Here is a 19,086-nt window from a genome sequence, read left to right as displayed (position 1 = left end):
AACTAGCTGCTTGATAACTAAGCCGACTTCAACCGTACACCGTTCTATCCGGCCACATAACACGTGGCGGCGCAATCCCCAGTAATGTCAGAAACAGAGGGAGAGGAGCTGACCCAGGACGTCGTGTTCGACATCCTCAGCAACTCGCGTCGCCGGTTCATCCTCTCACGATTGCAGAAGCGGGATGATCCGATCGAGCTGATGGACCTCGCCAACCAGATCGCCGCGTGGGAGAACGATACGACCGTGGACGAACTCACCGACAAACAGAGCAAGCGGGTGTACGTCTCGGTGTACCAGACACACGTCCCGAAACTGGAGTCGGTCGGGCTCATCACCTACGACCCCGACACCGGCCTCATCGAGCTCTCCGACCAGGCCCGCGAGATCGACCGGTACATGCCGGACGACGACGAGCAAGAGGTACCGTGGCACCGATACTACATCGCGCTCGCGGGCCTGTCGGCCGCCTTCTTCCTGCTCGTCGTCGCCAACGTCTCCGTTCTGGGTGCACTGAGCACACCGGTCGCGGGCATCGTCATCGTCGTCGCGTTCGCCATGTTGTCCACAGTACACTTCGTCACGAACCGTCGTCGCAACAAGGAGATGGATAGCATCCCCGTCCAGCGAGGTGAGAGCTGATGCGGCGTCGGTTCCACCGGCTGGCTCTCACCGCTGGGGGTCGCTCCCCAGCCCGTCCATCAGCTCGCTCACCGTGGTGCACTCAGAGCAGCGGTGCAGCGTCCCCTCGTTGTCTCCGAAGACCCGGACGAAGCTGGCGGAGACGTGCGTCCCGCAGTTCTCGCAGGTCGTCGGGTCGGTGCGTCCGTCGGGATGTACGTGTTCCATGGCTCGGTTACTCCGAGACAGTCTCGGCGCTTTGTTATCCGAGCACTACGAGGTGGTCGGCGTGAGCGACGAGTGGAACGACATCGGCTTCGTCATCAGTTCGAACTACCGCGTGACGGTGCTTCGGCGGCTCGACGAGGGGCCGGCGACGCCCTCACAGATCGCGGGTGAGTGGGACGTCGCCATCACGCATGTCTCGCGGGCACTGAACGAGCTGCGCGACCGTGACCTCGTGGAGCTGTTGGTCCCCGAGAACCGACGCAAGGGTCGCGTCTACGGAATCACTGAGAAAGGGGAGCGTATCTGGGAGCAGATCGAGGCACAGAACCTCGTCGAGTGAGTTACTCGGCGTCGGCTTCCTCCTCGCCTTCGGGCAGTAACTGTTCGGGCTGTCGTTTGTATGCCGGGGTTTTTGCGAAGCGTTCGATTCTCCTCCAGTCGTCCTCGGACAGTCGTCCGGACATACTCGATGGGACCGCGGAGCGGGGAATAGTAATAGTGGACGTACGAACCCGTGCGATATGGCAGCACAGTGCTACCGGGCCGAAGGCTGTGAGCTACTGCGCCACAGGGGATGCCGAACCCGGCGGGAAGGTGCCGCTTAGAGCGCCCTCAGCACGGCCGCTGTGGCGTCAGAGACCGCTTACATCGACTATGTACTGCATAGTTAACAGAGCCACGTCCGAGTCGGGAGACGAGACAGTTCCAGCATGGAACGAGGAAACGTACTGAGCGTCGGGCTCGCGATATGTCTGCTGTTCGCACTCGGAGCGAGTTCGAACGCGCTCGGCGACGCAGTGACGACGGAGCCCGACGAGGTCATCGACGTCGACTACTCGTCGCTACCGTTCAGCGAGGACGACGCGGGCGAGCTGCGCGACGCGGTGACCGGCGAGGACGAGGGGGGACCGAGCACCGAACCCGGTACCAGCGGTCAGCGGGTCGTCCCGGAGGATGAGGGCGAGTCGGAGTCGGTGGAACCTGAAAGAAGCGGTCCGGGTGGGGGCCAGCAACTCGACGACGGTGAGGGCGACGAGCGCCGTGAGATCCCCCGGGACATGGGGGGCGAACCGCAGGATGAGGCGGGCGCGAATCCGGACGTCGACGGCGACCAGGAGGCACCCGGTGACGAGCAGGGTCAGGGGTCGACGCCGACCGAGCCAGAACGCTCACTGCTCGACCGGCTCCTCGCCCTCCTCGGGCAGCTCCTGCCGTTCGTGCTGCTCCTCGGTGCACTCGCCCTGCTGTACGTGTTCCGTCACCGGCTCACCGGCCTCTTCGATGGTCGCGACGCCGAACGCGCGACGCAGTCCCAGTCGGTCACCTACGTCGCCGACCCGGAGGACGAGGTGAGCGCGGCCTGGTACGAGATGGTACGCACGCTCGGTCTCGACCAGGACGTCTCGAAGACACCGCGCGAGTGCGAGGAGGCCGCCCGAGCCGCCGGGGCCGACCCGTCGCTAGCCCGGACGCTCACCGACCTCTACGAGCAGGTCCGCTACGCGGGCCAGCCGGTCACCGAGGAACGGTCCCGCCGGGCTCGTGAGACGGTCGAGGAGTTCAAGCGCCAGTACGGTGGTGTGACATGAAGCTCCGCCGGGCGGGCCTCGGACTAGTCGGCATCGCTGCCATCGCTGGCTTCCTGCTTACGGGCGGGAACATCGCGAGCCTGCTCCCGGTCGACGCGGCCGTCGAGTTGCTCGGCAACGACTATCTGGTCGTCGCCGCGGTCGCGGCCACGGGCTTCGCGCTCGCCCTCCTGCTCGTCCTCTCGGGACGCCCCGGCAACGTCGACGAGGTGACTACGCCCGACCCGGAGCGGGCCATCTCACTGCCGGTTCCCGGGGACGATTTCGACGACGCGATGGGGAGCCGTCTCGCGCTGCTGCCCCTCGTCGGCGGGACGGACCGGGCCGGCATCCGCGAGCGCCTGCACAGCGACGTGGTCCACTGGCTGATGCGGTCGGAGAACTGCAGCCGGACCGAGGCGGAGCTGCGCGTCGCGACCGGAGACTGGACGGACGACCGCGACGCGGCGCTGTTCCTTGCGGACCGACCGAGCAGGCGAGCGCGGGCGAGCGCGATACTCCGGTCGTGGCTCCGGCTCCGGCCGTGGGTCCAGGTCGGAGCCCACCGGACCGCCCGCGCGCTCGTCGACGCCAGCGAGGAGGTCGGTCCGACCGCCGCGAGGCCGGCCGACTCCGGCCCCGCGGACCGGCGGCAGTCCGGGGTGAGCCGTTCGTGAGCCGGTTCGAGGACACGAACCGCTGGCGCGGCGTCCTCGTGTTCTCCGCGCTCGCGCTCGTCGTCGGGCTGGCGGCGAATCGGCCGTCGCTGCTCGTCCTCGCGGCCGTCGGCGTCGTCTACGCGGTCTACCCGGAGGTGAGCCCCGCGTGGGAACCCGAGCTGACCGTCTCGCGGCAGCTCAGCGAGACCACGCCGAAGAACGGCGAGTACGTCGAGGTGGAGACGACGATCCGGAACGAGGGCGACCGGCCGCTGTTCGACCTCCGGTTCGTCGACGGCGTCCCGCCGGCACTCTCGGTCGTCGCGGACTCGCCACGGCGTGGTGCGGTGTTGCGCCCCGGGGCCGAGACGACGTACTCCTACACCGTCGAGGCCAAGCGGGGCAAGCACCGGTTCCAGCCGGCGACGGCCGTCGTCAGGGACCTCAGCGGCGAGCACGAGCTGGAGACGACGGTGGTGGGCGAGACCGAGATCGACTGCACCACGGACCTGGACTCCTCGCCACTACGTCCCCAGACGCTCGACTACGTCGGGCGCGTGCTCTCGGCGCAGGTCGGTCAGGGCATCGAGTTCGACCGGACCCGCGAGTACAAACACGGCGACGCGAAGAACCGGGTCGACTGGAAGCGCTACGCGCGGACGAACGAGCTGGCGACAATCGAGTTCCGGACCGAGCGTTCGGTGAACGTCGTCGTGCTGGTCGACGCCCGCTCGAGTGCGTACCACGCCACGACCGACGACATCCACGCCGTCGGGCTCTGTGTCTCCGCCGCCGAACAGCTGCTCGTCCAGCTGCTCGGCGACCGCAACCAGGCCGGGGTCGCGGCCTTCGGCCGGGAACTCTGCTGGGTCCCGACCGGCAACGGTCGGGAGCACCTCGTCCGGGCCCAGCAGGCACTCGCGACGAATCCGGCGTTCCACCCCGTGCCCCCGTCGGACGACGACGACCAGGACCGACAGTTCCAGACGCTCCGCGAGCGGTTGCCCGACGGGGCACAGATCATCCTGCTCTCGCCGTTGTGTGACGACTGGATCGTCACGACCGTCCGTCGGCTCGACGCCTACGGCTACCCGGTGAGCGTCGTCAGCCCCGACGTGGTCCAGACCGACACGCTCGGCCGGCAGCTCGCGGCCATCGAGCGGACGAACCGCGTCACGATGCTCCGTGCCGGCGACGTCCCGGTCGTCGAGTGGGACCCCGAGGTGCCGCTCGGGCGCTCGGTCGCCGCGACCCAGACGAGGTGGCTGTCGTGACCGACGCCGTCACCGTCTCGAAGCGGCCGGCGTGGGTGAGCAGCCTGCTCGCGGTGCTGGTCGTCGCCTACACAGTGTCGCTGGTCGGCCAGGAGGCGGTCGTCGGGACCGGCCTCGCCGTGGAGGTCGGCGGACTCGTCGTCGTGGCGGCCGGCGCGTCGCTCTGGCGGCGCGGGTGGCGTCTGACCGGGTTCACCGTCGGCGCTACCGGGCTCGCGCTCGCGCTCGCCGGCATCGGCTACGCGCTTGCCTCGCTCGGTCGGCCGCCGGCGTTCCTCGACGTCGCGCCTGGCTTCTTCGGGGTCGCCCTCGTCGGGCTGGCGCTCGCACCCGTCCGCGGCAAGGGCTCGCGGTGGTCGCTGCGCGTCGGCGTCGGACTGGTGTTCGTCGCCGTGCTCGCGAGCTCGGTCCTCCAGGAGACGACCGGTGCGGAGCAGGTGGTCGCGGGCACGCTCTGCATCGTCGCGTGGGACCTCGGCGAGAACGCCGTCTCCGTCGGGAAGCAGCTCGGTCGTCGGGCGCGAACCTGGAGCATCGAGGCGATGCACGGTGTCGCGACGGTCGTCGTCGCCTGGATCGCCATCCGGCTCAGCAGGGAGGTCGCCGGGGTTCGGGCACCCGAGTCGTCGCTGCCGTCGTTCGTCCTGCTGGTCCTCGCGGTACTCGTGTTGACGGCCGCGCTCCACGACTGAGAACCACGACTGAGAAGGGGCTACTGCTTGGTCTTCGCCGCACGGTTCACGGTCGGCACCCCGACCTCCTCGAACACCTCCTCGACGACGTCGCGCTTCTTCACGTTGTCCACCATCGCGTCAGGGGTGAGCATGATGCGGTGGGCGAGTACCGCCTGCCCGAGGCTCTTCACGTCGTCGGGGACGACGTACCCCCGTCCGTCGAGCACCGCGTACGCCCTGGCCGCCTCGAAGAGCCGTTGACAGCCACGCGGCGACACGCCGACCTCGACACGCCTGTCGTTCCGCGTCGCGTGCACGATGTCGACGATGTACTCCTTGAGGTCGGGGTCGATGCGGACGGTCTCGGGCACCTCCCGGAGCTGTGGCACGTCGGCGGCGTCGACCACGCAGTCGACCTCCGGGAGCGGCGTCGACCGCGCCTCCCGCCGGTTCAGCAGCTCCAGTTCGCCCTCCCTGCCGGGGTAGCCGAGGCTCTGCTTGACGAGGAAGCGGTCCTTCTGGGCCTCCGGCAGCGAGAACGTCCCCTGTCCCTGCTCGACGGGGTTCTGCGTCGCGATGACGAAGAACGGCGTCGGCAGCTCGTGGGTCTCCCCGTCGACGGTGACCTGCTTCTCGTCCATCGCCTCGAGGAGGGCGGCCTGGGTCTTCGGCGAGGCACGGTTGATCTCGTCGGCGAGCACGACGTTTGCGAAGATGGGTCCCTCGCTGAACTCGAAGTCACGCGCCTGCTCGTTGAAGATGGAGGTCCCCGTCACGTCGGAGGGGAGCAGGTCAGGGGTGAACTGGATGCGGTTGAACGAGAGCCCCAGTGCGTTCGCGAAGCTCCGCGCGGTGAGCGTCTTCCCGGTCCCCGGGACGTCCTCCAGAAGCACGTGCCCCCGCGCGAACAGCCCCGTAAGGGTGGTTCGGAGCACCTGCCGGTCCGCGATGACCGCCGCGGTCACCTCGTCGAGAACGTCCTCCGCGATGCCGTGTGCGTCTCGGATGTCCATACGCCGGGGTCACGGAGGACCGGTTTTAGTATGCGACCGTTAGGCACGGTAGGCGGTGGTTTTCGCCCGACCTCCGCTATCGACCTGATACCCTGCCAACATTGCAACTGGCCACCGTCCCCCACGACACATTGATACGTAGTCATCCCATATCCGTGATAGAGAAGGGTAGCAAAGAACTACCCCACTTCACCGATGTTCGCGTCCGACCCGACTCCCTCGTTGCCGTCATCAGAGACCGACCCGCGGTTCCACGACCGTTGGTTCAGGTACATCCCAGCCAGCGACGGCGATGGCTGGGTCCTGCTGGTCGGGGTCGTCCACGACCACCCGTCGAGCCTGCACCGCGCTGCCGAAACGGTGCGCCGCCTCGAACCATCGGTACTCGCACTCGAACTGCCACAGCTCGGGATTCCACTGTTCGAGCGCCACGCCGACCGGGCCGACTCCCCGCCGCGGTACGGCGGCGAGATGGCCGCCGCGCTTGCCGAACGGGGGGAGAGCCGCGTCGTCGGCATCGACGCACCCAATCGTCACTTCGTGCGCGAGCTCACCGCCTACGTCCGGTCGGAGCGGCCGCCCTGGGAGAGGGTGGCGGGCGTGCTCGCCGGTGCGACGCCGATCCTCCGGCACGCACTCCGGTACCGTATCGCGGCCATGCTCGACGCCCGAACGCACCTCAGACTGGTGCCGGACGTGCCCACGGAGTTCGACGTCTCCGTGGACGACCCACCGGCCGAACAGGCGGCGGACGAGTACAGACAGCTCTCGCGGAGTCGCTCGCTGTTGAGTGCGGTGGAGCTCCCGCCGGACGTGGCCGAGCTGGACCGGCTCAGGGAGGCGACGATGGCCGCTCGACTCCGGTCGCTCCGCTCGGAGGGCTCCGTCGTCGCGATACTCGGTCAGGACCACCTGGATGCGGTCGAAAAACGGGTCCACGAATCGTGATTCCGGCACGCCCGCCGGCCAGATTCGTCGCTGTCGTCCCCCTTGACGTGGACGTCGCCGTCGTCCCCCCTAGATGTTCTTCTTGAGGTGTATCTCGTTGCCCGAGATCTTGTCGACTGCGTCGTGTCGGAGCTCGTACTCCTCCTCGTCCCCCTCCCAGCCGAGCATCTGACGGATGTTGCCCGTCAGACCGGTGTCCGGCTTGACGTGGAGACGGTTGCCTTTCACAGCGGTGACTGTGCCGATCATGTCACCGTCTGCTGAGTGTACCTCGCTTCCTCGGTCGCCGGATTCGAAGTTTCGAACCATGGGTGCTTCGCGGACGCCCGGTCACGTGACCGGCGTTCGTCCGCGAACGGTGCCAATGCCGGAACTCAATATAAACCCCGAGAACGGTTCAGGGTGGTACGGCCGTTCTTACCCGGGTAGGAGCGTGTTACACGCCAGACGGTGGCGTTCTCTGGACGGACCGTGTCGCGGACCGTGTACCCCACGTCGGGTTCTCGCAACCCACACGACATGAACTTCCTAACCTTAGTCCAGCATGACAGTTGTCCTGGTATATGGACGACACGCACCTTCGAGAGGGAGCTGGAAATGACCGGCTGCTCGATCTGCTCGCCGACCGCCACCGTCGACAGGTGCTCGTCACACTCGCAGGCGCGAGCGAGCCACTCACCGTCGACGAACTCTCCGAACTGTTGTCGGACGTGGACGAGACCCAGGTCGAGCGCGCGCGGCTCGAACTCCACCACACGCACCTGCCGAAACTCGAAGCCGCCGGGCTGGTGGAGTACGACCCCGAGAATCAGTCAGTCACTCTCGCCGGCTCTGCGGACGAGCTCACGGCAGACATCAAACGGGCGGCGGCAATTCTCCACGAACTCGTCGTGAAGACGAGGCAGGGCGACTGAGACTGCGCGGTTCCCGACCGGTCACTCGAACCCACTCGGTCCCTCCTGTGTGGTCGGTCGCTCCTGGGACCGGGTCTCGTACTGGTCAACTGTGGACGACCGTACACTCGGGTCGACAGCATCGAGCGCACGTTCGAAGTCCCCGATGTCGATCACGAGTGACTCCCGCCCCTCGTGGAGGTACTCCCGGGTCGCGTACGTCGCGGCTCGTCGGCAGATGGCCGCGATGTCTGCGCCGACGTAGCCAGCGGTCCGCCCCGCGAGGCGGTCGAAGTCGACGGCCGGGTCGACCGGCGAGTCAGCCGCGTGGACCGCGAAGATCTCCCGCCGAGCCGCCTTGTCGGGGAGGGGAACGTGGACCTCCCGGTCGAGTCGCCCCGGCCTGACCAGCGCGTCGTCGACGAGGTCAGGCCGGTTCGTGGTCGCCAGGACCAGCACGTCGGACAGCGGTTCGACGCCGTCGAGCTCGGTCAGTAGCTGCCCGACGACCCGCTCGCCGACGCCGGAACCCGTCGCTCGGCCCCGCTGAGCCGCGATGGCGTCGATTTCGTCGAAGAGGACGATGGCGGGTGCGTTGTCCCGTGCGCGCTCGAACAGCTCCCTGACGCGCTGCTCGGACTCCCCGACCCACTTCGAGAGCAGCTCCGGGCCGCGGACCGACAGCAGGTTGCAGTCGGACTCGCTCGCAACCGCCCTGGCCAGCAGTGTCTTCCCGGTGCCGGGTGCGCCGTACAGCAGAAGGCCCTGTCCGCCGTCGATCCCGGCGCGCGTGAGCACGTCCGGGTGTCTCAGCGGCCACTCCACGGCCTCCCGAAGGTCGCGCTTCACGCGGTCGAGGCCGCCCACGTCGGACCAGCTGACGTCGGGGACCTCGACCGAGAGCTCGCGCAGCGCCGACGGGTCCACGGCGGCCAGTGCGGCGTCGAGGTCCTCGTCGGTCACCTCGAGCGTCCCGAGGATGGTCGCTCCGAGGGCGCTTCCCGGACCGCCGTCGATACGCTCCAGTGCGTGCATCGCGGCTTCACGGGTGAAGGCGGCGATGTCCGCGCCGACGAAGCCGTGTGTCCGCTCCGCGTAGCGCTCGAGGTCCACGTCGTCGGCAAGTGGCATCCCGCGAGCGTGAATCTCCAGGATGTCGCGGCGTTCCTCGGCCGAGGGAACCGACACCTCCACCTCCCGGTCGAAGCGGCCGCCACGCCTGAGCGCCGGGTCGACGGCGTTCAGTCGGTTGGTCGCGCCGAGGACGACGACGTCGTCGGCCGCCTCCATGCCGTCCATCAGCGTGAGCAGCTGGGCGACGATCCGGCGCTCGACGTCGCCGCTGGCCTCGCCGCGCTTCGGGGCGATTGCGTCGATCTCGTCGATGAACACCACGCTTGGTGCGTTCTCGGCGGCGTGCTCGAACACTTCACGGAGCTGTTCCTCGCTCTCGCCGTAGTACCGTGAGACGATCTCCGGGCCGGAGAGCGAGACGAAGCTCGCCTCCGTCTCGTTCGCGACGGCCTCGGCGATGAGCGTCTTCCCGGTCCCCGGCGGCCCGTGCAGGAGGACACCGGTCGGCGGGTCGACACCCAGCTCGTCGAACGGCGACGGGTTTCGGAGGGGGAGCTCGACGAGCTCTCGGACTCGGTGGAGCGCCTCGTCGAGTCCACCGACATCGGCGTACGTCGGCCCGTCGTCGACCGACTCGGTCCGGTCGCAGTAGGTCTGGAGCTTCATCCCGGTGGAGTCGACGACAGCGACGGGGCTCCCGGGCCGGGTCCCCGCGACACGGACGGGGATGCGGTCCTGTGCGACCTCCCCGTTAGTCGGTGTAGCGACCGTATCGCCCGTCTCGACGACACAGCCGACGAGGTGGTCCTTGATGGCGCGTGCGAGTGGCTCCGTCAGGTCGCAGCTCTCGGGGATACCGAGGAGGAGTGCCTCGGCCTCGTCGACGTCGGTCGGGTGGAGTTCCACGGTGTCCTCGACGGACACCCCGACTGCGTGGCGGTGTGCCGCCCCGAGGTGGATCACCTTCGTCCCCTCGTCCTCGACGTGAGCCGGCCACACCCTGGGGTGTACCACTCCGTCCGGCCCGCGGACCTCGACGTGCTCGCCGCTCATCAGGCCGAGGCGGGACATCGCGGCGAGGTCGACAGTCGCCCGGCCCTTCCGAGCGGTGTCGTCTCGAAGTTCTTTGACGGTTAGCTGCATGTGTCTGCCCTGCTCTCCCGGGGTCGGTCCGGGGTCGTAACGCGAGCATCTGGGCGAGGTTCGGGCTTTGTTATGGAGAACGTGCGGTTACTAGGCTCGGATGAACCCGACTCAGACGAGCAGTACCGGTCGGTTGGACGCCTTGACCACCCGTTCGGAGACGTGACCGATGTTGTCGGTCCGGGTGTGGGTGGCGCCGCTGTATCCGAGGACGAGCAGGTCCACGTCGGCCTCGTCGGCGTACCGCAGTATCTCTTCGTGCGGTCGGCCGTGACAGAGCTTCGTGACCGCCTCGAGTCCACGGTCCGTGGCGAGCTGCTCGATCTCGTCGACGTGTTCCCATCCTTCGTCTTCGAGGTCGTCGAGCACGAGCTCCGCGCTGGAGAGCGCCGGCTCGCCATCACGTGACGTGTCGACGACGTGGATGACGTGGACCGTCGCGTCGTCTCGCTCGGCCAGGTCCAGTCCGTGGGCGACCGCGTCGTCCGCCCGGTCGCTGCCGTCGGTCGCCAGGAGAAGGTGTCGGTACATCGTCACTCCGAGATCTCGATGTCGGTTCCCGTTTCGTGCGCGGCGGAGCGCGGGAGCCGAACCGTGAGTACCCCGTGTCTGAACTCGGCGGTCACCTCGTCCTCGTCGATCATGCCCGGTAGCTCCAGTGTGCGACTGGCGGTGCGATGCCGTCGCTCCTGACGGATGTACCGGTCGTCTCGCTCGTCGACGTGCTCGCTGTGGTCCATGGTGATCTGGAGCGTCTGCGGATCGAGCAGTCGCACCTCGAGGTCGTCCCGTTCGCAGCCTGGAACGTCGGCGGTGACGACGAAGGCGTCATCCGTCTCTGCGATATCGACCGGGAGGGACTCCATCCGGTACGCGCCCTGTGACTCGAGGCGCTCCCACATCCGGTCGACGAACTGTTCCAGTTCCTGCAACGAGTTGGTGGTCCTGCGCATAGTGTGGTACGACGCAGTGTCGAGCGTTTTGTTATGTGTACCATTCGGGGGCGACTGCCGACCATGCGGCCGCTTACCGGTCGGTCAGGACGCACTCGTCGGGCTCCGTGTGGCTCCCGGTCGACAGCGTGACGCCCGCGTCGATGCTCGTGTCGATGCCGGTGCTGACGCGCGGCCCGACGACGGCACCGAACGCTGCACGTCCGGTGGGTACGCGCTCCTGGCCGGCACGTGCGACGACGGTCTCGCCGTCGTGGCGACGGTTCGCGACGGTCGTGCCGGGCGCCAGACTCGCGTTCGCACCGACGATGCTGTCCGCGACGAAGGCGGCGTGGCCGACGCTCGAACCGCGCTGGAGGACGCTTCGGGTCACCTCGGCGGCGTGTCCGATCTCGACGTCCGGTCCGATGTAGCTCGGCCCCCGGATAATGGCGTTCGGTGCGACGGTCGTCCCCGCGTCGATGATGACGGGCCCGTCGACGACGACGCCGTCGCCGACCCGGGCACCAGTGGCGACACGGACCGCCCCCGTCAGTCGCGCTCGCTCGCTGACGGTGCCCGCGTGTGGCGGTTCCCGGGTCTCTGCAGCCCAGGTCTCGAGGCCGACCTCGGCCGCCGAGAGGAGGTCCCAGGGTCGGTCGACATCGACGACGTAGCGGTGTTCGACCGGCTCCATGTCGACCTCGCCGACCAGCCGCGACAGCACGTCTGCGAACTCCCGCTCGCCGGTCTCGCAGATTCCGACCTCGAGGCGGTCGTGTGCTGGCGCAGGCAGCGCACAGGCACCGGTGGGCCGTCCTGGAAGGTTCCACTCCCGACTCCGATGCATCGCGTCCGGCTGCCCGCCGTCGCCGACAGCTGTGGTCACGGGCTCGCTCTCCGGGTCGACACCGACCGCCGGGGCACGCTCGAACAGCGTCCGGATGGAGGCCCGGTCGAGCAGGGCATCACCCGGAAGCACCGCGAACGGTCCGTCGAAGTACTTGGTGGCTCGCTGGACGGCGTCGGCCGTGCCGACTGGTCTGGGCTGCACCGCGAACGTCACGGGCACCCCGTCGATGGTGTCACCCAGCTCGTCGTGGAACCGTCTGTAGTCGGGTGGCACGGCGATGTAGAGGGCCGAAGCACCCGCCTCGACCGCAGTCCGTGCGGTCTCGGCGAGGAGCGAGCCGGGCCCCACCGGCAACAGGGGCTTCGGCGTCGCGTCGGTCAACGGGTTGAGACGGGTCCCGTCACCGGCGGCAAGGATGACGGTCTGCATGCACTCCGGGGTGACGCTGTCGTCTCATTGCTATTGACCACCTACCGGGGTTCGGTCGGCGGCGGCGGTCAGGTGGGCTGTACTCAGCGCGCGGCCGCCCCGGCGTGGAGGTCGGCGTTCCTCGCGCAGTCGATGCAGTGCTCGACCTCGCCCTCCCGTCCGAAGACGCGGACGAAGTCGTGGGAGACGTACCGTTCGCAGTTGTTACAGACCGGCATCGTCAGGCCCCCTTCAGCGCGTAGTGCTTCCCCTGCCGGGTGACGAGATCCCCCTCGCGCAGCACGCGCAGCACCGGATATATCTCGCTCGCCCCGAGTTGCAGCCGGTTCGACAGCTGGCGAACGGTGTGTTCGCCCTCCTGCGCGAGCGTGAGGTACACCAGCTTCGAGTGTGCCGTCGACAACTGGTCGGGCAGTGCTAGTCGTTTCGTGCGTTCCTCTGACTTGGGCTGCTGGCTCGGAACCATCAGCATCTGGATTCCCGCTGACGACCATAAAGGCGCGAGTCCGTTTCGAGCGCTGGACGGTCGTATAGGAGGCTCCTAATGGGGTATACGGAGGATACAGGGACGGTTGGATATCCCTCGGCTCGGACTCCAGGGCTCCCAGGAGAACAGCCGTACCACTGTCGGATGCCGTATACGTATGCGGAAGTAAGCCGGTCCAACCGGTCAGCGGTCGGCGTCCAGCGGCACGAGTACGAGTCGTCCGTCGGCGTGGACGGCCACCTCGTGACCGGCTATCGCGAAGACCACGACCGTCCCGGCGTCGGCCCGCTGCTCGTCGGCGATGAGCGTGTTCAGCGCGTCCGGGTCCAGATGGTCGAGCAGGGGTTCGACACCGAGGATCTCGGTGTCGGTGGCGACCGCGATGGTCTCGACCACCGCTATCGCTGGCGGTGTCTCTGACCAGTCGAACGTCGTTCGTATCACTCCGGGACCGTCATCCCCTCGATGCTCATCCGCTGGATTCTCCGGTCCTCGCATATGATAAGTAAACACACCGCATAAATAAAGCACTGTTGGGCGACCGAACCGCAGGAGGAGGGTGCTGCTCCCCCGCACGAGAATATTACTGAATTTCTGCCATGATGTGGCATCCATCCGACTTCCCTCGCGAGACCCCACCGACAACGGGTTAGTCGACTCCTATCCTCCGAGTGGGACGGTCGCGGTTCGACCAGGTTCAGCGAGGAGCGAGGTAACCGCACGATTACAAACCCTTCGTTCGGGAAAGTGCGAGGCGAATGTCCCCGAACGATCCAACGAAACGCCGATTCGTCGTGACCGTCGCGCTCACCTGTGCGATGGTCATGACGAGCGTATCAGTCGCCGCCGTCGCCACGGCACCCCCCGGCGAGACCGTCGCGGTCGCGCAGGGCGACCAGTGCTGGGAGGTCTCGACCTACGGTGACGGCAGTTCCACAGTGTCCGAGTTCTACGACTACCGCACCCCGAACACGACCCCACCCGGCGACGAGTGGGGCTCCTACGGCACCCGGTCGATGCAGGACAACCAGGACTCCCTTCTGGCGTTCTACGAGGGGAGCCAGGGAACGAGCATGGTCATGGTCCACGACAGGATCGGTGGTGCCCACGGCGGTACCATCACGTTCGACATCTACGGGCTGCCCCAGAGCGGTGAGTGGGCGGTCGAGGACGACGGGTACCCGGGCAGCGAGGACAACTTCGACTACTTCGCGAACGGCACCGAGGCCAGCATCGACTGGAAGTGGTCGGGCGAGCGCAACGACGGCGCAGCCTTCCGGGGGATAGCTGCCACGAACGGCTCCTGGTTGACCATCGACCCCGGTTTCAACGAGGCTGCCGACAAGTGGGAGAGCTGGAGCTGGGCGCGCGGCGAGAACCGGACCGAGACCTGGTACCTGCGCTCCGCCGACGGCGGCGTCCAGCAGCTCAGTATGAACAACGACGTCCGCGTGCGCGCCGGTGGCTGTCCGGACGGTGTCTCACCCATGGCCACCATGGACCGGACGGTCGTCCAGAACGGCGGTGCGATGGAGTTCCAGGTCGACGCGAGCCACGCGAACGGCTCCGTCACCGCGTACGAGTGGGACTGGAACGGCGACGGGCAGACGGACCAGCGGACCATGTCCGATACCGTCGTCCACGAGTTCGAACAGACCGGCCTCCGGAGTGTCACGGTCACCGCGTTCGCCGAGGATGGTTCGACCACGACCGTCAGCGATCTCGTGGTCGTGAACGAGAGCATGGTCGCCGGCTCCTCCCCGAACACGGAGACTCCGACGCCCACGGCGACGGCCACTCCGACGCCAACGTCGACGCAGACCTCGGGGCCCGGGACGGACGGACCCGCCTCGACCACCGCGGCACCGACCGCCACCCCGACTGACGGAAACGGCGGCTCGCCGGGCTTCGGTGTACTCCTCGGTCTGGTCGCAGTGCTCGCGGTGGCACTGGTCGCGGCTGCCCGACGGACGGGCCGCTAGCCGGGTCCGTACTGGCGCTTCCGTCCCGGTAGCGCGGCCGCTCCCGGACGCAGCCCGCACTGGTACCTGGACACCGTTCTCAATCCGTCTCCGTGACGACGACGAAGCCGTCGCATCCGACCTTCACGCGTCGGTCCGCGACGGTGAACGAGACCGTCGTGACTGGCCCCGAGCCGTTGCTCGATAGCAGAAGTGTGTTCAGGGCGTCCGGATCGATGTGGTCGAACAGCGACTCCAGTTCGGTCGGCTCCTCGCCCGTCGCGTCGGCCAGTGTCTGGATGACTGCCACTGCAGGATTGGTCCCCTCGAAATCGTACTGCTGGCGTTCGGTATTGCCCGTGTTCGTTTGGCTATCGTCTTGCATTAGCTGACACCTATTTCCCCATGCTCCCCGTGTCATGCGAGCGTTCGTGGGGCGGCAACACCGCCCAGAGTTCCGCACACGTTCGGCAGCGGACTGTGCCCGGGTCGCTGCCGGAGCGAGCGACGGATACGAACGTCCCCAAGGGGTGCATCTCGATTCGAGATGGTTCGTAATAATCGTTTTGTCATCGGTCCCGAGGCCTCTAGAAAATCAGTTCGCAGGACGACCGGTCTCCGACTGCTGCGCCACCCGAACCGTCGACAGGGGTCACCCGACCTCTCGACGGGGTTTACTCGGCCTCGGTCTTGACGACGGTCACCGGCACGTCGGAGAGACGGACGACGCGGTCGGTGACGCTGCCGAGCAGCTGTCGGTACTCGCCGGAACGGGATTTCGTCCCCATCACCACGAGGTCGGTTCCGCTCTCGGCGACGAAGTCCAGGATCTCCTCGTGCGGGTGGCCGTAGCGCATCGCCGTCTCGACTGCCACGCCGACGTCCTCGGCCCGCTCTCGAACAGCGTCGAGTTCGGCCTGCCCGGCCTCCTCGAGTCCGGCCTCGGCTCCCTCGTGGTCGTGGACGTACTCGTCACCCGGATAGGCACCGTAGATGTCCTCGTCGACGACGTACAGCACCGAGAGCGTCGCGCCGGTGGCCGCAGCGAGGTCGATGGCGTGACGGGTGGCGTCCGTCGTGCTGGTGTCACCGTCCGTCGGAAGAAGGATTCTGTCGTACATCGTGTGGATGTAGGTGTCGTGGAAATAAGCCACTTCGGTCGATTCCCGACTGCTGGGAGCCCGCCACCCGTTCCCGCGTCGACCCCAGAACCTGGGAACTGTCAGCAGAACCTTGATGGCCGCACGAGAAGCGTCGACCATGAACGAGTTCGAGCTGGTGGGCCGTCTCGTCGCCGGCCTGCTGCTCATCCTCGCGAACGGCTTCTTCGTCGCTATCGAGTTCGCGCTCACGAGGGTCCGACAGTACCCCGAATCGGAGTTCGACACCCCCGGACTCCGCCGTGCGTGGGAGATGACGAACGACCTGGAGATCTACCTGACGAGCTGTCAGGTCGGTATCACGGCGTCGAGCATCGCGGTCGGCATCGTCGCCGAGCCCGCACTCGCGGCCCTCTTCGAGCCGTTCCTCGAGAACACCGCGCTGGCTTCGGTCGGTGCGGGTGGCGCACTCGCGTTCCTCATCATCAACCTGCTCCACCTGACCCACGGCGAGCAGACACCGACCTACCTCGGCGTCGAGCGGACGAAGTTCGTGGCGCGGTACGGGGCGAGACCACTGTACTGGTTCGCCACGCTCGTCTCGCCCGCCATCTACGTCGGTGACGGTGTCGCGAAGTGGACGCTCGGTCTGTTCGGCGTCGAGATGACCGGCGCGTGGCTGGAGACCGAGTCCGACCGGGTGGAGTCGCGCGCGGAACTGCGGAACCGTCTCGGCTCGCTGCTGGACCGTGGCGGGCTCAGCGACGAGCGCAAGCAGGAGATACTCAACGCCTTCACCGTCGGTGGCCGGTCGGTCCGGGAGGTGATGACCGACGTGGACGAGGTCGTGTTCCTCTCGCGGACCGCCACCGTCGAGGAGAACCTCGGCCGGATCGGGTCGAGCCCCCACACCCGGTTCCCGCTCGTCGGTGACGGCCCCGACGAGTTCCTCGGCATCGTCTACGTCCCCGCGGTCGTCGACCACATCGACGACCTCCGGGCGGGGACTGCGAGCTGGGAGGACGTGGCCGCCGAGCCGCTGGTCATCGACGCGGGGACGAAGATCAGCGACGCGGTAGACACCTTCCAGCGCGAGCACCAGGAGCTGGCGCTCGTGGTCGAGGACGGCACGACGGTCGGGCTCATCACCGCCACCGACGCGCTGGAGGCGGTGATGGGGGAGATAGAGGACCCGCTCGACGTGGAGTTGGGCACGAGAACCGGGGCCTGACCGGCTACCGAGACGGGTGGCGTCGCCGATAGGCACCCATCAGGTCCTCCAGTTCCACCGTGCCTTCGGGGACGCGATAGGCCGCGACCACGTCCCGGTCGGCGTACTCCGAGTTCACGGTCTTGTCGACCGCGAAGCCGACGTACGTGCAGTCCTCGCTGGTGAACTCGACGGTGTAGTAGCTCCGAGTGGTCCTCGCCGTACCGTGCCGGTTCGTCGCGTCCATCCAGGCCGACGGGGTCCGTCATCTGACGACTTGCTACGGAGCCATCCGGTTCCCAGATTTCGGTCGGAGAACGAACGTCTTTCCGCGCAGTAAGCCGCGGTTACTCCCCGACTGCGCCGCCCCCGAGCAGGGAGCCGCCGAAGGCGACCAGCCAGAGCATCACTGGGTAGACGATCATGCGCTCGGTGCCACCGTGGCCGATGGGGCCGAAGGCGGCGGTGTTTCCACCGTCCCCGACCGCCATGAGGACGAGGAAGACGATGCCCAGGACGCCCGCGAGGACGGAGAGCGCGCGCATCGCGCCGCGGAGCAGGGTCGCGGTCCCGATCGCCTCCAGGTTGAAGAACAGGAAGGCCAGGAGCGCGAACAGCGAGTGCGCGTCACCGGTGTTGAGCGGGAACAGCCCCGTGCCGACGGCGCCGACGCTCGCGAGGGCGTAGATGGCGAGCAGCCAGGTCTTGCCGTGGCGACGGTACAGCAGATAGCCGCCAGCGAGGTTCAACACGCCGACCACGAGGAGGCCGCCGTTGAACAGCAGTGCGGACTCGCTGAACACGCCGAGGTCGCTGATGACTCCGCCACGGAAGTCGTAGCCCGGGACGAGGGCCGCGGCGAGCATGAGTGCGGTCATGAACCCGGCACCCAGTACGAACAGCAGCAGGCCCGCGACGGTGCGGTCGTCGTACTCCGTGAGCGAGCGGTTCGCAGTGGGTTCGGTGTAGGTGGTCGTTCTGGTCATCGCTGGTCACCGTCCTCTAGTACGCTCCCAGCGGAGATATAGCAGGCCCGCGATTCTCACCCGGAGAGAGTCACTCGCCGCCGTCCCCGTCGGACCCGTCCCCCGACGCGAACGTCACCCGCCGGGTGCGCACCTCCCCCGAGACGGAGCCGTCGAACCCGCTCAGTCGGTCGTCGCCTCGGCGTCGGTGGCTGCGAGGAACGACCGGACCGTCTCGACGACCTGCTCGGGGGCCTCGTTCGGTCCCATATGGCTGAGGCCGTCGAACTCGACCAGCCGACTGTCCACGAGCGACTCGTGTGCCGCCCGGACCCCGTCGCGGAGGTGCGACGGTGCCTCGGTCCCGGTCAGGAGCAGCGTGGGCGCTTCGAGGTCGATCCGTTCCGGGAGTTCGTAGCTCTCGAGTGCCCGGTTCATCCGCACCGAGTCCTCGACGAACGTGACGTACTCCGGCCAGACCGGCCACTCCTCCAGCCACTCGTCGAGCGCCGCACCTTCGAGCTCGCCGCCGTGGATGACCTCCTTCACGTGGCGCTTCATCGCGCCCTCGGGGTCCCCGGCGTCGAGTCGTTCCTGCATCCGTGCTGCGAGGTCTGCCTGCTCGCGGTACTCGCCGACGAGGATTGCGGGCTCGTACGCTACGACTGCCCGAACGGCTCGGTCTCGGGCCGCCTCGATGGCCTGGAGGCCGCCGAACGAGTGACCGAATACGACCGGTTCGCCGTCGACCGAGTCGATGACCGCCCGGGCGTCCTCGATCTCTCGCTGGAGGCTGTACGGCTCTGTGTCGCCGCTCCGCCCTCGACCGCGTCGGTCGGAGATCGTGAGTGTGTACTCCCCGGAGAGCAGGGGAGTAACGGGCTTCCAGTACTCCTTCCCCGTCGCGTCACCGTGGAGGAGCACCATCGGGGGGCCCTCCCCGTGTCGGTCGTAGACGATGCGTGTCCCGTCTGCTGACGTTACGCGCTTCATACTTTACCCGAATGGTCGGCGGGCTCCGCCCTCAGTGTGACTCGCAACTGTCCGGTGTTTC

26 protein-coding genes are annotated in these 19,086 nt (G+C 67.6%); 10 read left to right on the top strand and 16 right to left on the bottom strand.

The window, feature by feature from the left end; all coding sequences use genetic code 11:
* Positions 1-84: 84 nt before the first annotated feature.
* Positions 85-642 carry a DUF7344 domain-containing protein gene (locus NOW55_RS19160; protein ID WP_256401729.1) on the top strand — a complete coding sequence of 186 codons (558 nt, stop codon included), beginning with the start codon at positions 85-87 and terminating at the stop codon, positions 640-642.
* A 27-nt stretch (positions 643-669) separates the two neighbouring features.
* Here the strand turns inward: NOW55_RS19160 and NOW55_RS19155 are convergent, their stop codons facing one another.
* On the bottom strand, positions 670-849 hold the full coding sequence (locus NOW55_RS19155; protein ID WP_256401728.1) for a DUF7563 family protein: 180 nt from the start codon (positions 847-849) through the stop codon (positions 670-672).
* A gap of 61 nt (positions 850-910) precedes the next feature.
* Between NOW55_RS19155 and NOW55_RS19150 the strand changes: the two genes are divergently transcribed.
* Complete coding sequence (locus NOW55_RS19150) at positions 911-1,189, top strand: winged helix-turn-helix domain-containing protein (protein ID WP_256301069.1); 279 nt, start codon at positions 911-913, stop codon at positions 1,187-1,189.
* Between the two features lies 1 nt (position 1,190).
* Here NOW55_RS19150 and NOW55_RS19145 read toward each other — a convergent pair whose 3' ends face one another.
* Positions 1,191-1,313, bottom strand: coding sequence for a hypothetical protein (locus NOW55_RS19145; protein ID WP_256401727.1), 123 nt, complete (start codon positions 1,311-1,313; stop codon positions 1,191-1,193).
* 246 nt (positions 1,314-1,559) lie between these two features.
* Between NOW55_RS19145 and NOW55_RS19140 the strand changes: the two genes are divergently transcribed.
* Genes NOW55_RS19140 through NOW55_RS19125 form a run of 4 tightly spaced genes read left to right on the top strand, consistent with a single transcriptional unit; the run spans position 1,560 to position 5,042 of the window.
* Complete coding sequence (locus tag NOW55_RS19140; RefSeq protein ID WP_256401726.1) at positions 1,560-2,438, top strand: DUF4129 domain-containing protein; 879 nt, start codon at positions 1,560-1,562, stop codon at positions 2,436-2,438.
* Positions 2,435-3,094: a DUF7269 family protein gene (locus NOW55_RS19135; protein ID WP_256401725.1), complete on the top strand. Its 660-nt coding sequence runs from the start codon at positions 2,435-2,437 to the stop codon at positions 3,092-3,094. Before NOW55_RS19140 ends, NOW55_RS19135 begins: the two co-directional genes overlap by 4 nt.
* Entirely contained in the window at positions 3,091-4,350 is a 1,260-nt protein-coding gene (locus NOW55_RS19130) for a DUF58 domain-containing protein (RefSeq protein ID WP_256401723.1), read from the top strand. The genes NOW55_RS19135 and NOW55_RS19130 overlap by 4 nt, the downstream gene beginning before the upstream one ends.
* The gene (locus tag NOW55_RS19125) at positions 4,347-5,042 is read left to right on the top strand and encodes a DUF7519 family protein (RefSeq protein WP_256401722.1); all 696 of its coding nucleotides are present in this window, start codon (positions 4,347-4,349) and stop codon (positions 5,040-5,042) included. The genes NOW55_RS19130 and NOW55_RS19125 overlap by 4 nt, the downstream gene beginning before the upstream one ends.
* 20 nt (positions 5,043-5,062) lie before the next feature.
* Here NOW55_RS19125 and NOW55_RS19120 read toward each other — a convergent pair whose 3' ends face one another.
* On the bottom strand, positions 5,063-6,037 hold the full coding sequence (locus tag NOW55_RS19120; protein ID WP_256401721.1) for an AAA family ATPase: 975 nt from the start codon (positions 6,035-6,037) through the stop codon (positions 5,063-5,065).
* Between the two features lie 195 nt (positions 6,038-6,232).
* On the opposite strand from NOW55_RS19120, the gene NOW55_RS19115 reads away from it, so the two are divergent.
* Entirely contained in the window at positions 6,233-6,985 is a 753-nt protein-coding gene (locus NOW55_RS19115) for a hypothetical protein (protein WP_256401720.1), read from the top strand.
* A gap of 69 nt (positions 6,986-7,054) precedes the next feature.
* Here the strand turns inward: NOW55_RS19115 and NOW55_RS19110 are convergent, their stop codons facing one another.
* A complete protein-coding gene (locus NOW55_RS19110; protein WP_497007275.1) occupies positions 7,055-7,294 on the bottom strand; it encodes a DUF8593 domain-containing protein in 240 nt (79 codons plus the stop codon).
* Positions 7,295-7,548: 254 nt separating this feature from the next.
* On the opposite strand from NOW55_RS19110, the gene NOW55_RS19105 reads away from it, so the two are divergent.
* Positions 7,549-7,899 (top strand): DUF7344 domain-containing protein, encoded by a 351-nt coding sequence (locus tag NOW55_RS19105; RefSeq protein ID WP_256401718.1) that lies wholly within the window; start codon positions 7,549-7,551, stop codon positions 7,897-7,899.
* A 21-nt stretch (positions 7,900-7,920) separates the two neighbouring features.
* Here the strand turns inward: NOW55_RS19105 and NOW55_RS19100 are convergent, their stop codons facing one another.
* The 7 genes from NOW55_RS19100 to NOW55_RS19070 all read right to left on the bottom strand — a co-directional run bounded on the left by NOW55_RS19100 (position 7,921) and on the right by NOW55_RS19070 (position 13,240).
* Positions 7,921-10,095, bottom strand: a complete 2,175-nt coding sequence (locus tag NOW55_RS19100) for a CDC48 family AAA ATPase (RefSeq protein WP_256401717.1) — start codon at positions 10,093-10,095, stop codon at positions 7,921-7,923.
* A gap of 111 nt (positions 10,096-10,206) precedes the next feature.
* Positions 10,207-10,626 carry a universal stress protein gene (locus NOW55_RS19095; protein WP_256401716.1) on the bottom strand — a complete coding sequence of 140 codons (420 nt, stop codon included), beginning with the start codon at positions 10,624-10,626 and terminating at the stop codon, positions 10,207-10,209.
* 2 nt (positions 10,627-10,628) lie between these two features.
* Positions 10,629-11,048 (bottom strand): Hsp20/alpha crystallin family protein, encoded by a 420-nt coding sequence (locus NOW55_RS19090; protein ID WP_256401715.1) that lies wholly within the window; start codon positions 11,046-11,048, stop codon positions 10,629-10,631.
* A 73-nt stretch (positions 11,049-11,121) separates the two neighbouring features.
* Entirely contained in the window at positions 11,122-12,309 is a 1,188-nt protein-coding gene (locus NOW55_RS19085; RefSeq protein WP_256401714.1) for a sugar phosphate nucleotidyltransferase, read from the bottom strand.
* Between the two features lie 83 nt (positions 12,310-12,392).
* Positions 12,393-12,527: a DUF7563 family protein gene (locus NOW55_RS19080; protein WP_256401713.1), complete on the bottom strand. Its 135-nt coding sequence runs from the start codon at positions 12,525-12,527 to the stop codon at positions 12,393-12,395.
* A 2-nt stretch (positions 12,528-12,529) separates the two neighbouring features.
* Positions 12,530-12,775: a helix-turn-helix domain-containing protein gene (locus tag NOW55_RS19075; protein ID WP_256401712.1), complete on the bottom strand. Its 246-nt coding sequence runs from the start codon at positions 12,773-12,775 to the stop codon at positions 12,530-12,532.
* Between the two features lie 204 nt (positions 12,776-12,979).
* Positions 12,980-13,240, bottom strand: coding sequence for a HalOD1 output domain-containing protein (locus NOW55_RS19070; protein ID WP_256401711.1), 261 nt, complete (start codon positions 13,238-13,240; stop codon positions 12,980-12,982).
* Positions 13,241-13,554: 314 nt separating this feature from the next.
* Here NOW55_RS19070 and NOW55_RS20670 point away from each other — a divergent pair, with 314 nt between their 5' ends.
* Positions 13,555-14,778 carry a PKD domain-containing protein gene (locus tag NOW55_RS20670; protein WP_303648826.1) on the top strand — a complete coding sequence of 408 codons (1,224 nt, stop codon included), beginning with the start codon at positions 13,555-13,557 and terminating at the stop codon, positions 14,776-14,778.
* A 79-nt stretch (positions 14,779-14,857) separates the two neighbouring features.
* On the opposite strand, the gene NOW55_RS19060 is transcribed toward NOW55_RS20670, so the two are convergent.
* Positions 14,858-15,142, bottom strand: a complete 285-nt coding sequence (locus tag NOW55_RS19060; RefSeq protein ID WP_256401710.1) for a HalOD1 output domain-containing protein — start codon at positions 15,140-15,142, stop codon at positions 14,858-14,860.
* 289 nt (positions 15,143-15,431) lie between these two features.
* The gene (locus tag NOW55_RS19055) at positions 15,432-15,878 is read right to left on the bottom strand and encodes a universal stress protein (RefSeq protein ID WP_256401709.1); all 447 of its coding nucleotides are present in this window, start codon (positions 15,876-15,878) and stop codon (positions 15,432-15,434) included.
* 139 nt (positions 15,879-16,017) lie between these two features.
* On the opposite strand from NOW55_RS19055, the gene NOW55_RS19050 reads away from it, so the two are divergent.
* On the top strand, positions 16,018-17,088 hold the full coding sequence (locus tag NOW55_RS19050; protein ID WP_256401708.1) for a hemolysin family protein: 1,071 nt from the start codon (positions 16,018-16,020) through the stop codon (positions 17,086-17,088).
* A gap of 4 nt (positions 17,089-17,092) precedes the next feature.
* Here the strand turns inward: NOW55_RS19050 and NOW55_RS19045 are convergent, their stop codons facing one another.
* The 3 genes from NOW55_RS19045 to NOW55_RS19035 form a co-directional block, all read right to left on the bottom strand.
* Positions 17,093-17,314 (bottom strand): hypothetical protein, encoded by a 222-nt coding sequence (locus NOW55_RS19045; protein WP_256401707.1) that lies wholly within the window; start codon positions 17,312-17,314, stop codon positions 17,093-17,095.
* Between the two features lie 100 nt (positions 17,315-17,414).
* Positions 17,415-18,053 carry a DUF998 domain-containing protein gene (locus NOW55_RS19040; protein ID WP_256401706.1) on the bottom strand — a complete coding sequence of 213 codons (639 nt, stop codon included), beginning with the start codon at positions 18,051-18,053 and terminating at the stop codon, positions 17,415-17,417.
* Between the two features lie 162 nt (positions 18,054-18,215).
* Positions 18,216-19,025 carry an alpha/beta fold hydrolase gene (locus NOW55_RS19035; RefSeq protein ID WP_256401705.1) on the bottom strand — a complete coding sequence of 270 codons (810 nt, stop codon included), beginning with the start codon at positions 19,023-19,025 and terminating at the stop codon, positions 18,216-18,218.
* Positions 19,026-19,086: the final 61 nt, after the last annotated feature.

The sequence above is a fragment of the Haloarchaeobius litoreus genome (assembly GCF_024495425.1).
Lineage (GTDB): Archaea > Halobacteriota > Halobacteria > Halobacteriales > Natrialbaceae > Haloarchaeobius > Haloarchaeobius litoreus.
Note: the sequence above shows the minus strand (reverse complement) of the source record. Positions and strands in the feature narration are given on the sequence as shown.

Excerpts from the sequence above, each read along its gene's own strand:
- NOW55_RS19160 (WP_256401729.1), top strand. The coding sequence starts at position 85 with ATGTCAGAAACAGAGGGAGAGGAGCTGACCCAGGACGTCGTGTTCGAC.
- NOW55_RS19155 (WP_256401728.1), bottom strand. The coding sequence starts at position 849 with ATGGAACACGTACATCCCGACGGACGCACCGACCCGACGACCTGCGAG.
- NOW55_RS19145 (WP_256401727.1), bottom strand. The coding sequence starts at position 1,313 with ATGTCCGGACGACTGTCCGAGGACGACTGGAGGAGAATCGAACGCTTC.
- NOW55_RS19140 (WP_256401726.1), top strand. The coding sequence starts at position 1,560 with ATGGAACGAGGAAACGTACTGAGCGTCGGGCTCGCGATATGTCTGCTG.
- NOW55_RS19135 (WP_256401725.1), top strand. The coding sequence starts at position 2,435 with ATGAAGCTCCGCCGGGCGGGCCTCGGACTAGTCGGCATCGCTGCCATC.
- NOW55_RS19120 (WP_256401721.1), bottom strand. The coding sequence starts at position 6,037 with ATGGACATCCGAGACGCACACGGCATCGCGGAGGACGTTCTCGACGAG.
- NOW55_RS19115 (WP_256401720.1), top strand. The coding sequence starts at position 6,233 with ATGTTCGCGTCCGACCCGACTCCCTCGTTGCCGTCATCAGAGACCGAC.
- NOW55_RS19110 (WP_497007275.1), bottom strand. The coding sequence starts at position 7,294 with ATGGTTCGAAACTTCGAATCCGGCGACCGAGGAAGCGAGGTACACTCA.
- NOW55_RS19105 (WP_256401718.1), top strand. The coding sequence starts at position 7,549 with ATGGACGACACGCACCTTCGAGAGGGAGCTGGAAATGACCGGCTGCTC.
- NOW55_RS19100 (WP_256401717.1), bottom strand. The coding sequence starts at position 10,095 with ATGCAGCTAACCGTCAAAGAACTTCGAGACGACACCGCTCGGAAGGGC.
- NOW55_RS19095 (WP_256401716.1), bottom strand. The coding sequence starts at position 10,626 with ATGTACCGACACCTTCTCCTGGCGACCGACGGCAGCGACCGGGCGGAC.
- NOW55_RS19090 (WP_256401715.1), bottom strand. The coding sequence starts at position 11,048 with ATGCGCAGGACCACCAACTCGTTGCAGGAACTGGAACAGTTCGTCGAC.
- NOW55_RS19085 (WP_256401714.1), bottom strand. The coding sequence starts at position 12,309 with ATGCAGACCGTCATCCTTGCCGCCGGTGACGGGACCCGTCTCAACCCG.
- NOW55_RS19080 (WP_256401713.1), bottom strand. The coding sequence starts at position 12,527 with ATGCCGGTCTGTAACAACTGCGAACGGTACGTCTCCCACGACTTCGTC.
- NOW55_RS19075 (WP_256401712.1), bottom strand. The coding sequence starts at position 12,775 with ATGGTTCCGAGCCAGCAGCCCAAGTCAGAGGAACGCACGAAACGACTA.
- NOW55_RS20670 (WP_303648826.1), top strand. The coding sequence starts at position 13,555 with ATGTCCCCGAACGATCCAACGAAACGCCGATTCGTCGTGACCGTCGCG.
- NOW55_RS19060 (WP_256401710.1), bottom strand. The coding sequence starts at position 15,142 with ATGCAAGACGATAGCCAAACGAACACGGGCAATACCGAACGCCAGCAG.
- NOW55_RS19055 (WP_256401709.1), bottom strand. The coding sequence starts at position 15,878 with ATGTACGACAGAATCCTTCTTCCGACGGACGGTGACACCAGCACGACG.
- NOW55_RS19050 (WP_256401708.1), top strand. The coding sequence starts at position 16,018 with ATGAACGAGTTCGAGCTGGTGGGCCGTCTCGTCGCCGGCCTGCTGCTC.
- NOW55_RS19045 (WP_256401707.1), bottom strand. The coding sequence starts at position 17,314 with ATGGACGCGACGAACCGGCACGGTACGGCGAGGACCACTCGGAGCTAC.
- NOW55_RS19040 (WP_256401706.1), bottom strand. The coding sequence starts at position 18,053 with ATGACCAGAACGACCACCTACACCGAACCCACTGCGAACCGCTCGCTC.
- NOW55_RS19035 (WP_256401705.1), bottom strand. The coding sequence starts at position 19,025 with ATGAAGCGCGTAACGTCAGCAGACGGGACACGCATCGTCTACGACCGA.